The organism is Arthrobacter sp. NEB 688, assembly GCF_013201035.1.
Classification (GTDB): Bacteria; Actinomycetota; Actinomycetes; order Actinomycetales; family Dermatophilaceae; genus Phycicoccus.
Map to the genome: position 1 here is coordinate 3,160,770 of NZ_CP053707.1, position 12,214 is coordinate 3,172,983.

9 protein-coding genes are annotated in these 12,214 nt (G+C 71.4%); 4 read left to right on the top strand and 5 right to left on the bottom strand.

The features are described from left to right. Positions 1-30: 30 nt before the first annotated feature. Together HL663_RS14865 and HL663_RS14870 are read right to left on the bottom strand one after the other, a co-directional pair. Complete coding sequence (locus HL663_RS14865) at positions 31-3,051, bottom strand: SMP-30/gluconolactonase/LRE family protein (protein ID WP_173029091.1); 3,021 nt, start codon at positions 3,049-3,051, stop codon at positions 31-33. Between the two features lie 261 nt (positions 3,052-3,312). After that, on the bottom strand, positions 3,313-3,837 hold the full coding sequence (locus HL663_RS14870; RefSeq protein ID WP_286175685.1) for a DUF1990 domain-containing protein: 525 nt from the start codon (positions 3,835-3,837) through the stop codon (positions 3,313-3,315). 329 nt (positions 3,838-4,166) lie between these two features. Here HL663_RS14870 and HL663_RS14875 point away from each other — a divergent pair, with 329 nt between their 5' ends. Both HL663_RS14875 and HL663_RS14880 read left to right on the top strand, forming a co-directional pair. Continuing rightward, the gene (locus HL663_RS14875; RefSeq protein ID WP_173029092.1) at positions 4,167-5,402 is read left to right on the top strand and encodes a tyrosine-type recombinase/integrase; all 1,236 of its coding nucleotides are present in this window, start codon (positions 4,167-4,169) and stop codon (positions 5,400-5,402) included. A 282-nt stretch (positions 5,403-5,684) separates the two neighbouring features. After that, a complete protein-coding gene (locus HL663_RS14880; RefSeq protein WP_173029093.1) occupies positions 5,685-6,314 on the top strand; it encodes a DUF5994 family protein in 630 nt (209 codons plus the stop codon). 627 nt (positions 6,315-6,941) lie between these two features. On the opposite strand, the gene HL663_RS14885 is transcribed toward HL663_RS14880, so the two are convergent. The 3 genes from HL663_RS14885 to HL663_RS14895 form a co-directional block, all read right to left on the bottom strand. Continuing rightward, positions 6,942-7,670 carry a GAF and ANTAR domain-containing protein gene (locus tag HL663_RS14885; protein ID WP_173029094.1) on the bottom strand — a complete coding sequence of 243 codons (729 nt, stop codon included), beginning with the start codon at positions 7,668-7,670 and terminating at the stop codon, positions 6,942-6,944. Next, positions 7,667-8,302 (bottom strand): GAF and ANTAR domain-containing protein, encoded by a 636-nt coding sequence (locus HL663_RS14890; RefSeq protein WP_173029095.1) that lies wholly within the window; start codon positions 8,300-8,302, stop codon positions 7,667-7,669. Before HL663_RS14890 ends, HL663_RS14885 begins: the two co-directional genes overlap by 4 nt. A gap of 524 nt (positions 8,303-8,826) precedes the next feature. After that, positions 8,827-9,843, bottom strand: coding sequence for a glycosyltransferase family 4 protein (locus tag HL663_RS14895; protein WP_173029096.1), 1,017 nt, complete (start codon positions 9,841-9,843; stop codon positions 8,827-8,829). Positions 9,844-10,035: 192 nt separating this feature from the next. Between HL663_RS14895 and HL663_RS14900 the strand changes: the two genes are divergently transcribed. Continuing rightward, entirely contained in the window at positions 10,036-11,169 is a 1,134-nt protein-coding gene (locus HL663_RS14900) for a glycosyltransferase (protein ID WP_173029097.1), read from the top strand. Continuing rightward, positions 11,169-12,203 (top strand): glycosyltransferase, encoded by a 1,035-nt coding sequence (locus HL663_RS19200; RefSeq protein WP_216842582.1) that lies wholly within the window; start codon positions 11,169-11,171, stop codon positions 12,201-12,203. Before HL663_RS14900 ends, HL663_RS19200 begins: the two co-directional genes overlap by 1 nt. Positions 12,204-12,214 lie beyond the last annotated feature (11 nt).

Consider the following 12,214-nt stretch of genomic DNA (forward strand, 5'->3'; position numbering starts at 1 on the left):
GACCGTCCAGCGCCTCGACTGCCTCCCCGCTCAGTGTGCGACGAGGTAGCCGTCGATGCTCACCGCACGGTTCGAGGTGGTCCTGATGGACAAGGTGCCGGTGCGGGTCGCCGTCAGCTGGGTGAGCCACCGAGTCTGCTGGTACCTGGTGGTGCTGCTGGCCAGTGAGACGCGTCCGAGCCTGGTGCTGCCGAGGTAGACGTCGACACTGCCGCACGTCGAGCACGTGGTGGCGACGATCCCTATCCGTCGACCGGTGACGCCCGTTCTGGTGAGCTTCGCTCCGCTCGTGACAGAGCGGGTGACGGTCTTGTCGAGCGCGGGGGTGGAGGTGCCCCTGACCCACGATCTCGAGGCGGTGAGGGAGCGGTCGTCGCCCGCCACGGAGGTGCAGCGTTCCGGCGTCCAGGCGCCGACGTTGCCGGCGGTGTCGCGGGCCCGGACGGCAACGCAGTAGTGGTACCCGCGGCTGACGCTGAGCGTGGCGCTCTTGGTGCTGAGTCCGGTCCCGGCGGTACTCCACGAGCCGAAGCTCGAGGTGGGCGACGCGCGGCGGTATCGCAGGTCGTAGCCGTTCAGACCGGAGCCGCCGGTGTCGGTCGCCGTCCAGCTCAGTTTCAGCGGGCTGGTCAGGGTTGCCGTGGGCAGAGCGGCCAGGGTCGCCGATGGCGCGGCGCCGTCGACCTGCCATGCGAGAGGCGTCGTGCTCGTGATGCCGGCAGGGTCGGTGGCTTCCACGTCGGCGGTGTGAGCCCCCGGTGCGAGAGTGCCTGGTCGCCACGTGCTGGAGCACGGCGACCACTGGCCGCCGTCCAGGCGGCACCGCAGGGGCAGGCCACCCACCGCGTCGTCGGGGTCGGTGGCCGTGAGCGCCACCGACGGGGTGGTGGTGGTCCAGGCCGGCAGGTTCGTGGTGACCTGCGGCGCGGAGGAGACGGGATCCCACCAAGCGGCGTCGGAGGCGAGCGGCAGGGTGGCGACGAGCCGGACGGTCGTCGAGGAGAGGTCGTAGACGTGGCTGGCCTCTCCCTGGGTGTACTGGTGGGCGCCGACGAAGAGGTACCGCCCGGTGGGGTCGTAGCGCAGGACGCCGGGGTAGGTGTACGAGGCGATGGCTCGACGCCCGCTGCCTGTCGCGGTGGTCTCCACGATGTCCTGGTCGTACCAGCCGTCGGCCCGTACGAAGCTGATCCGGCCGGTGCGGGAGATGGCCAGACCTGAGATGCCGGTGTCCTCGAGGACGGTGGAGCGGGCACCGGTGCCCAGGTCGACGCGGACGATGCTCTTGCCGTCGTCGGCGACCGCCAGGAAGGCCGACCCGTCCGGGAGCCACCGGGGAGAGCTCAGGCCGGCCGTGGTGGCGACCTCGGTCATGGAGGAGCTGGCGGCGTCGAGGAAGAAGATCCCTCCCGGCTCGACGACCTCGCTTCCCCGGGTGACCCGCGGGCGGACCACGAGCGCTCGGGTCCCGTCCGGTGAGACGTCCGCCATGTGTGGGGCGTAGGTCGAGCTCGCGGTGGAGCCGGTGTTCGTCGTGGGTGTCATCCGGGTGATGTAGCCCCCGTACCCGTCACCCACGACGGCGAGCAGCGAGCCACGGCGGGGGTCGAAGCCCATGGACATGGGGAACCGTGAGCTCGATGGCGACGCGTAGCCGAAGGTCCCGCCGACGCTCCAGCCCTGGTCGGGGTTCACGGGAAGGGCGCCCTTGGACGTGCCGAGGATGAGCCAGGACTCAGGGACCGCGACGGTGGCCCACGGGCTCGGCATGTCTCGTCCGTCGCTCGTCTCCAGCACGACCCGGTACCGGTGGTCGCCGGTCGCGACGCCGCCGAGATCCCGCAGCCAGGACGACCCGGCGACCTGCGCCGCGGAGACGGTCGCCACCAGCGTGACGTCGTCGCCGACCAGTTGTTCGACGCGGTAGGACTTCACGCTGGTGGCCAGCGAGGAAGGGGGAGACCAGGTGAGCCTCAGCCCTCGTGGTGAGCTCACCCCGGTGGGAGCCGGCTGACCCAGCCCGTCGAGCTGCCCGACGGCGACCCCTGCCTCGACGACACCCTGCGCGGTGCCGAGGGCCACGAGGGCGCGTGACTCCTTGACGGCTCCGGCGGCCGGTGTGAAGGCGACGGCGACGTCGCAGGTGGCGCCGGGCTGAAGAGGTGCACCGATGCACGTACCGCCCGTCGCCGCCAGCCCGGACGGGGCGCCATCCGGCAGTGCCACCAGCTGCACCGACGTCACGTCGACGGGTGCGGTCCCGTCGTTGCGGACGGTGGCGGTCGTGGTGCTCGACGCGCCCGGGGCGGCTTGGGCGACCGCCGGACCCGTCAGCCGGGGCAGGCCGTACGGATCGGCTGTCCGCCAACGGAACCGAAGGCTCAGGTGGTGTCCGTTCCCGCAGTCCAGCTCTGCGTCGACGCTCTGGGAGGCCGGTCCGGCCAAGGCGTACGCGGTTCGGGTCACCGTCGCCGATCCGGTGGGGTTGTCGCACGACGTCCCGGCGCGCACACCGAGCGGCAGCTGCCCCTCACCGGACCCCACGTCGTACGTGCCGTCCGGCACGCGGACCTCGTCCATGGAGTGCCGCCAGTCCGAGCCGAAGGCCCGCGAACCGTTGACGGGGTACTGGAGCGCGGGGCCGTCCACCTCGACGCTGTCGAGATCGTCGGTGACCGCCGATGCCTGGTCCCAGACGGCGACCAGGACGCTTCGCGCCCCCTCGTAGGGGCCCGGCCACGGCACCCTCGACACGTCACCGGTCGGCGCCGTGGGTGCGCTCTCCCCACCTGAGTTGACGGCGGTGACCGTGTAGCTGACCGGCCCGGCCGTCTGAGCCGAGTCGTCGTTGTACTGCCCGTAGCCGTCGTACATCGAGGCCGGGATCTGCACGGTGTCGTCGCCCGACGCCGAGGAACGCGTGATCCGGTAGGCCGTGGGCGCGGAGGCCGTGGCCGTCACCGGCCCTCGGAACCAGTCCACGCGGATGCCGTCGACGAAGGGCCGGACGGTGGAGATGACGGGGGTGGACGGCGCGAGTGCCGCCGCCACTCCGCTTCGCGACGTCGCGGACGCGGACGGGGCGCCCACGGCAACGGCACCCACGAGCACCCACCCGATGGCCGCGCCACTTGCTCGTCGAGACAGCACGATTCCCCCCTCACCTGACGTGGCCGAGGCGGGTGTCGGCTGGGCCGGTCGGCCCTGGCCGGGCGGCTCAGCGTACGACGTCAGGCTGCTGCCGTCCGTCGTTCCGTGGATTCCTCGCGAACGTTCTCCCCGGCCGCTCACGCCGCTGGTCGGGTGGTCCTGTCACGCGGCCCTGAGTGCCCGTCGGTAGCGAGCGCGATACCCGTACTGGGCAACGAGAGCCAGTGGGAACACGATGCGCCACCAGCCCTCGCCGGGTCGGGTCAGGGAGCGCAGTGTGAGCCACACACCGCCGTCGGGAGCGCGACGGACGATGAACGCCTCCTCTCCCGAGACCGGGTGCCCCCTCCGGGTGCCGTAGGAGAAACCGCAGCGATCCGGCTCGTCGATGACCTCCACGACTCGCACGGGCTCCCGCAGAGTCCACGGCCCGAGACGCGCGACCAGGACGCGATCCTGTCCGGGCGCCACGCGGAGCCCGTCGGGGGACCCGAGGGACACCTCGAACCCGCTCCGCGTCTTGACACCCCACTGCAGGACCGCTGACGACGCCTGGTCCCACAGGTCCTCGCCGTGCCCCAGCAGGCTCGAGCCTTCGTGGCGGCGGTACCCAGGTGGTGCCGACGCCCAGGTCAGCTCGTCGACGTGCGTCGCCCCTGGCGCGTCGTAGCTCAGGTCGTCGGGCACCTCACCAGTCTCGCCCGGAGCGTCTCTCCTGGTGGTGGAGGACGGACACTCCCGCCCATGCCGCGGGCAGAGCGATCGAGCCCGGCGACGAGCGCCGATCCGGTGCAAGCGGCAAGCGAAAGGGCCTCCGACCGGCGTTTCCGCTGGTCAGAGGCCCTTTGGTACCGCTCCCCCGGTTGGACTCGAACGAACGATTGGTTCTGTTGGACCGGAGTGGACACTTACGGTCACAGATGTCCCCTGACCTGCACAAATGCCTCGCTCACAGACTGCTCCAACTGTCCATCCGAGGGTCGAAAAGGGACAGAAATGCCCCTACGATCCGATGCATGAACGATGCAAAACGGGCGCGCCACCGCTTCGGGCAGGTGTCGCGGATGCGCTCGGGGCGTTGGCAGGCGCGCTACAGCGTCCCTACCAACCACCCCTCGGGTCGCGGCGGGCAGCTCATCTCCGCCCCCCACACGTTCGAGCCGACGACGTACGGACGTGAGGCGGCGAGGGACTGGTTACGCGACGAAGAACGCCGCTTGATCGCCGAGGGAGCGCAGTGGACCACCCTGGCAGAACGAGCGGAGACGGAGAGAAGACAAGCCGAACGCGAGGCCGTCATCACCTTCGCGGAGTACTCGGCGGCATGGTTACGGACGCGCCGAACCCGCAATGGTCCACTCCAGGAGTCCACGCGTCGCTCGTACGGTCTGTGGCTCAGGAAGTACCTTCTGCCTTCCCTGGGCCCACTGCCTCTTGACGAAATCACGCCTACGGTTGTCCTCCGCTGGTACGAGCAGTCCCTCCCCCAGGACAAGCCCAAGACCACCCGTGAGTGCTACGCGTTGGGCTCCGCCATCATGCGAAGCGCAACATCGGCCGACGGTGTGCTTCCGGGGGCCATCAACCCTTTCAAGGTCGACGGTGCCGGCACCATCGGCAGCCGGTCCGAGGCACGAACCGAAGTGATCGACGACGCCGACCTGCGACTCATCACGGCCACCATCCGCCCCGAGTGGCGAGCCATGGTTGCCCTCGCTCTCGGCTGCGGCCTCCGCTTCGGGGAGATCATCGCGTTGCGCCGCTCCGACATCGACCTGAGCGCCAAGGTCCCAGTCGTCCGGGTGACGCGCGCCATCGGCACCGGAGCGAACGGGCGACGATACGAGAAAGGGCCCAAGAGCCAAGCGGGCAGGCGCGACCAACGGATCCCGGTACCCGTTCTCGCGGCGCTGACGCATCACATTGATACCTACGTGGCCGGGCGCAACGGACTGCTCTTCCCCGCTCACGACGGTGGATGGCTCTCCGAGACCAGCTTTCGCAAGGGCAGAGGCGGATGGGCTGCCGTCCGCGACGCAGTCGGAAGGTCGATCAACTTCCACGACCTCCGCGCGACCGGGGCAACACGAATGGCCCAGCGGGGAGCTCACGTCGCCGAGGTCAAGCTCTTTCTTGGGGACAGCTCAACCCAAGCGGCCGAACGCTACGTGCGAGCAACTCAGAGCCGCATGGACGAACTCACTACCGCCGCGTTCTCGGACATCAGCTTCGACAACGCCATGACTGTGTGAAAGGCGCGCTTCGGTCCCATATTCGCTGCACGCGTTTGGCATCCGAGCCGGTCCTCCAGCGGCACCGCTTACGCTCTCTTGGCAACGAGCCCGGCGATGTCGCTCTCACCGGCGGCACCGTCGCCTCACGCCCGATCCGCTCGCTCCTCCAACTTCGGGTTCCGGGGACGCTCGCCCACCCGATAGGATCACCCGGGCAGGGACCGATTCGCGTGGGTCACGACTGGACCCGCCTGCTCTGTGGACGATGTAGCCGCGGACACATCCGCCGAACGGAACGCCATGGGCACCGAGAACTCCACAGCGCGACTGGCCTTGAGCCTCGCCCCCGGGCAGCTCGTCCTCCACGGAGCGTGGTGGCCACGCTCGCACCGCCTCGACGAGGAGCTGCCGCCCCTCGACCTCGCCATGAAGGACGCCACCGGCGCCGGGGTCGCGCGGTTCGCCTACACCGTGGGCACCTGGACCGACCAGCCACGCAAGGTGCGCACGGCCACCCACATGATCAAGATCGGGTGGTTCAGCACCGGCGACTTCCCCGACAGCGTCGATCTCAGCCTCGACGACTATCGCCGGGCGGTTCTGGTGGTCATCCCGCCCGAGGCGAGCGAGGACGAGGCGCACGTCGTGATGTCCCGCTTCGCGGCGGCCGGCGCAGCCGGCGGCTTCGATGCCACGTACCGCTCGAGCGAGCTGCCGGCTGACATCGCGGCCGACATCGCGGCCGTCAAGGAGTCGTTCCGCCGGGCCATCGGCAGCATCCGCCGACTTCCTGAGGCCGGACCCCGCACCCTCGCCGCCACGGCTCTCGAGGTCGATCTGGCCGTCGCCGCGACCGAGGCCCGCACGGTCGCGCTGCACTCCCCGGAGCCGACTCATCCCGCCGAGGGTCATGCAGTGTCCACCGACTGAGGTGGCGCTGAACACGATCACGGGAGCACCGAGGAGGCCGTCCGCGGCAGCCTGGAGACCGAAGCCATCACCTCACGGGTCGGCGAGGACGCCCCCGGGGCGATAGGCAACCAGGGACGTCCCCGTGACATCCCTCGAGGTGCCAGGTCGGTCGTCCGCGCCTCGCTGTTGGACGTGAACGCACCATCTCATCTGTACCCTCGCGCCGGCGGTGCAACCTCCCACCACCAGCTACACGATGCCCACGGACGCGTAGCCAGACGGACACCAAGATGCCAGGTCGAGACCGGCGTCGTGCCCCCTCTCCCCGGTCCCGGATTGACGACCTCCAGCGTCGGTGCCACCCTGACGGTGGCGCCTCGCCGGACCCCTGCGCCGGCGAGGCGACTCATGCCCGTCCGCGGTGCGCCCGTGGGAAGGTGATCGCCTTCTCTCCCGGCCGGGTCCGATGCGCGCCAAGCACCGAACGGGCCGTGAGTCCGACCGAGACCTCGGCATCGCACGAGCGACGTCTCACGTCCCATGGATCCCTCGGCAACCCGACGTCGATCCCGGATCGCCCGGGCCGTCATCGCACCGTGAGGCCGGGCGTGACCCTCACGTTCACCACATCACGAGGCGCCCCTGTCACGACCGGGTGGTTGTGTGACGAAGAATCGACGTGGCACTGGTCGAGCGCCCCACGACGGAGGCCGCCACCACCGCCAGCTGTTCACCGCGATCGCGTGCGTATCCCCGGAGGGCGCCGAACGCCTCCTCCATGTCCACAGCCCCTTCACCGGCGATCATCCCCTTCGCCTGCTCGATGACCACACGGCTGTCCAGCGCTCGTTGGAGCTGAGCGGTCACCGTCGTCTGTCCCGACACGACACGCGCGTTGACGATGGCGATGGTCGCGACGTGGGCGAGGGCTCGCGCCAGCGCGAGATCAGGCGCTGACATGGAAGTCTCCGCCTCACCGAAGAGACCCAACGACCCGATGGCCTCCTGCTGGAGCTGCAGGGGCAGCGCATGGACGGCGCGAAGCCCCGACGAGACCGCCATCCTGCTCACGCTGGGCCACCGATCGGCCGCCTCGGCGAGGTCGACCGAGGTCACGGGGGCACGGGTCCGGAACGCCTCCACGCAAGGTCCCTCCTCGCGGTTCCCCAGCAGCACCTCCTGTGCGTTCGCGAGCCCCGGGGTGGCGGCCATCACCGTGAGGCGGCCGTCCACGGCGACGAGAACCCCTGCCGCGGTGATCGGCAGCAGGCTGACGCAGCTGGTGGCCAGGCTCGTCATCAGTCGCTCCGACTCCTTCTCGCCCGCCAGGGCGACGAAGGCCCGGACGACCTCCGACTCGCGCGCCCGGTTCACGATCGCTCCTCGTCGGTGTCGACCTCGAGCAGGATCCGACGCCCGACGACGTCCTCGGCCACCTCGTCCGCGGTGCGCCCGGTCGCAACGGCCCGGTCACGCAACCGCCGCAGCGCCGCATCGCGGTCAATCCCCAGCTGAGACATCACGAGGCCGGTCGCCTGATGGATCCGAGAGCGCGCGGGAACGTCACCCGACAGCCAGGGACCGCCGTCCTGCCGAGTCCCCGGGTCGAGGACACCCACCAACTCGATGATGGGCACAGCCGCCAGGTCGGCGGCGACCACGGCACAGGCGAGGTCCTCGGGACCCAGGGAGCCCGGGATCAGGCGGTACAGCACGAGCGCGCCCACAGCCTGCCCCGAGATCCGCACGGGGAAGGCGAAAGCGGCACGCACGCCGTCACCCAGGGCCGCGCGGGTGTACGCGGGCCACCTGCCCTTTACGGTGGTGAGGTCGTCCACGAGCAGGATGCGCCCGCTGGTGACCGCGTCGAGGCACGGACCCTCGCCGAACGTGAACTGGAGCTCGTCCAGCCGCCGGCTCCTGACGCTGTCCGCGCCGACCGTGCCCCGTGACTCGCCCTCGAGGACGACCGAGATGGCCGCACCGTCGACCGGGAGCAGCTCCACGCACCCCGCGCACAGGGCCTCGGCCGCCGGGCGCCCCGGGACGGCCTGCACCATCTTCCGGCCCAGCGCCTCCGTGGCCTCAGGGGGCGCCATCCCGCTCCCCCCGTCCCCCCGGCTCGCTCGAGCCGGTCCACGGCCCCGCTCCCCCCCTGGCAGGGAGCGGGACCGCAGGCACCGACTCGGTGAGGCCGTGACGCCTCGCGAGCGTGGACCGCACGGGGAGAGGCAGGCGGTCCAGGATGCGCGAGCGTCGACATCCGGGGGGTCGCGCAGCGCTGACCGTCCCGGCGTGCGACGCCGCCACCTCGACGGGCGCCTGTGCACCCTCGTCCTCGTCCATCCGGCACCTGTCCACCTGGTCGGGTCACCGGGGTCCGGGGCGACGTCGTACCTGCCACGCTAGACCTGCCGTCCCCCCGGGGCAACGAAACGACAGCACGCGAGGACCGGCGCCGGGAGGCCACCCTCGTCGGGCCGGGCGAGCGGGGACGCGCCGACCGGCCCGACCGCGGTCCGAGGCCGCGTCAGGTGGGCCGGCGGACGAGCCGAGCGAAGAGGTCCTCGTACTCGTCGACCATGCGGGACGCGGAGAACCGGGCCACCACGTCGGCGCGGCACGCGCCCCGCTCCAGCCCCCCGACGGCGCGCACGGCGGCCAGCGCCTCCCGCGGCCCCGAGACGAGGAACCCCGTCACGCCGTGCCGCACGATCTCGGGCATCGAGCCCCGGCGGTGCGCGATGACGGGGGTACCCACCGCGAGGGCCTCGACGACGGCCAGGCCGAACGGTTCGTCGAAGTCGATCAGGTGCAGGAGCGCCCGCGCTCCACCCAGGAGGCGCTCACGCTCCACCGGCCCCACCGGACCGACGTAGGACACCCGGACCCCGTCGACGAAGGGCTCGACCATCTCGCGGAAGTAGGCCTCGTCCTGCACGGTGCCCGCGATGACGAGCGGCACACCCGCCCGCAGCGCGACGTCGATCGCCTCCCTGGTGCCCTTGTGCGGGTGGACGCGCCCGAGGAAGACCAGGTACCCCGGGTGCCCGGACCCCGGAGCAAAGCACCCGAGGTCGAGCCCGTGGTGGATCGTCGCGGCGTACGTCAGGTCGGGACGGCGGTCGGCATCGCTGATCGCCACGTAGTGGCACACGTCGTCGTACGCCCGGTAGACCGGGAGGATCCGCTCGGAGGAGAAGCCGTGGATCGTCGTGACCACAGGGGTCCCCACGAGCCGGCTGAAGACGAGAGGGAGGAAGTCGAACTGGTTGCTGATCACGTCGAACCGATCGGCCTCCTCGTAGAGCGAGGCGATGTGGAGAGCCTCGTACACCTTGGCGTCGACGGCCGGGTCCTCCTCGTACCCCCTCGGTGCGACCGCGCGCAACGTCGCCGAGGTCACCGAGTCCGCGGTCGCGAACAACGTGACATCGTGCCCCCGTGCCACGAGGCCCTCGGTCAGCGTGGACGCCACCTGCTCCCAGGGGCCGTACGCCCGCGGTGGCGTGCGGTGCGCGATCGAGGCGAGGACGGCGACTCGCATGGTGCCTCCCGGGGTCGGGCCCCACCGTAGGGCCGAAGCAGCCTTGACGTCGCTGCTACGGTCGAAGAGCGAGATCGGTTCGGCAACGATGCCGGGTCATCGACTCCCTCCCCACGGCCGGAGCCTCGGGGCCGCTCCCCCTTCGTGTACGGCAGCACGTTGCTGCGGCTCGGCGTCGGGAAAGCAGATCCCATGGGCATCCGGTTCGGACTCCTCAGCACCTACCCTCCGACCGAGTGCGGCATCGCCACGTTCTCCCGGTCGCTCGCCCAGCACCTCGAGGCCCAAGGGGCGCACGTCGAGGTCGTCCGGCCGGTCGGGCCTCGCGGCCTCACCTCCTCACCCGGTGCCACAGAGTGGCGGACCGACGAGCCCGGAGGGGCCCGGCGCGTCGCCCGCGCCCTGAGCGAGAGTGACGTCTGCCTCGTCCAGCACGAGTACGGCATCTACGGGGGCGCGGACGGCGAGGACCTGCTGGAGGTGCTGTCGTCGGTCACCGTGCCCGTCATCAGCGTGCTGCACACCGTGCTCGCCCGTCCCACCCCCAACCAGTACCGGGTCCTCGCGGGCGTGTGCGCCGAGTCGGCAGCCGTCGTCACGATGACCCGCACGGCCCGTGACCGTCTCGTCGACGGGTGGGGGATCGCACCGGAGCGCATCGCCGTCATCGGTCACGGTGCGGACGCCGGGCCGCAGGCAGAGGGGGCACGGCCCCACGAGGTCGGCCACCGACCTGTCGTCCTCACCTGGGGGCTGCTCGGCGAGGGCAAGGGCATCGAGTGGGGCCTGCGGGCCCTGGCCGGCCTCGGCGACCTCGTCCCACCGCCGCTCTACCGCGTCGTCGGGCAGACCCACCCCCGCGTCCTCGAACGCGAGGGAGAGGCCTACCGCGAGCGGTTGCACTCCATCGTGGGTGAGCTGGAGCTCCACGCCGACGTGGCCTTCGACGCGAGCTACCTCCCGCGGACGGCTCTCCAGGCCCTCGTCCGCGACGCCGACGTGGTCCTCCTCCCGTACGACTCGCGTGAGCAGGTCACCTCCGGGGTCCTCGTCGAGGCAGTGGCCGCGGGCAAGCCGGTGGTGGCGACGGCTTTCCCCCACGCGGTCGAGCTCCTGTCCGGCGGGGCCGGGCTCCTCGTCCCCCAGCAGGACGCGGCCGCCATCGGTGCGGCGCTGCGGCGGGTCCTCACCGAGCCCGGGCTCGCCGCCGACATGGCCGACGCGGCCCGCACCCTCGCCCCCTCCCTGCTGTGGTCGGCGGTCGCCCGTGCACACCTGTCACTGGCACGCCAGACCGTGCGGTCGGCGTCGGCGTCGGTCGCGTGATGGCCGACCCCCTGCCCTACCTCCACCTGACGAGGATGACCACGCGCCTGGGTCTCTACGAGCACGCCCTGGGGGCGCAGCCCCGACCTGAGCACGGCTACTGCGTCGACGACGCAGCACGCGCTCTCGTCGTCACGAGCCGGGACCCGGATGGCGGCGACGCGGCGGCTGCGCTCGGCGGCGTCTACCTCACCATGCTGCTCCACGCCGTGACGCCGGACGGCCGGATGCACAACCGACGCACCAGCCACGGTGAGTGGTCGGACACGGCCGGGACAGGGGACCACTGGGGGCGCGCGGTGTGGGCCCTCGGGGTCGCCGCGGCACGGGGGCACGGCTCCACGGCAGGCCGACGAGCCCTCGCCGGCGCCCGCATCGCCATGCGGGCCCGCTCGCGGTGGCCGCGATCCATGGCCTACGCCGCCCTGGGGGCGGCTGCCCTGCTCCACGCAGAACGACCCTGCGTCGATGACGACGTGCGGGACAGCGCCGAACGACTACTGCGCGACGCCCGCACCGTGCTCGTCGGCTCCTGCTGCACGACCGCATGGGACTGGCCCGAGGAACGCCTCACCTACGCCAACGCCGTGATCCCCGAAGCCATGCTCGTGATCGCCGCCAACTCCTCGAACGCAGTCGGGGCAGGGGCCGCCCTCGACCTGCTGGCGTGGCTCGTGCGCCAGCAGCTCGTCGACGGCCATCTCTCCGTCGTGCCCTCGGGCGGCCGCTCGCTCGACGCCGTCGGCCCGGGGTTCGCCCAGCAACCGATCGAGGTCGCCGCGCTCACCGAGGCGGCCTGGCGGGCCTTCCTCGTCACGCGCGACAAGGGATGGATCGAGATCGTCCGGGAATGCCGCGGGTGGTTCGAGGGCCGCAACGACCTGTCCCTGCCGATGCGGGACGAGGAGACCGGCGCCGGGTACGACGGCCTCGAACGTCACGGCGTGAACCTCAACCAAGGCGCCGAGTCGACCCTCGCGTGGCTGTCGACGCTCCAGCTCTCGCTCCTGGCCAGGACGCCGGCCGCGCGGTGACCCGGCGGGAG

Bases quoted from the DNA above. Each gene is read 5' to 3' on its own strand.
- HL663_RS14875 (WP_173029092.1), top strand. From the start codon at position 4,167: ATGAACGATGCAAAACGGGCGCGCCACCGCTTCGGGCAGGTGTCGCGG.
- HL663_RS14880 (WP_173029093.1), top strand. From the start codon at position 5,685: ATGGGCACCGAGAACTCCACAGCGCGACTGGCCTTGAGCCTCGCCCCC.
- HL663_RS14895 (WP_173029096.1), bottom strand. From the start codon at position 9,843: ATGCGAGTCGCCGTCCTCGCCTCGATCGCGCACCGCACGCCACCGCGG.
- HL663_RS14900 (WP_173029097.1), top strand. From the start codon at position 10,036: ATGGGCATCCGGTTCGGACTCCTCAGCACCTACCCTCCGACCGAGTGC.
- HL663_RS19200 (WP_216842582.1), top strand. From the start codon at position 11,169: ATGGCCGACCCCCTGCCCTACCTCCACCTGACGAGGATGACCACGCGC.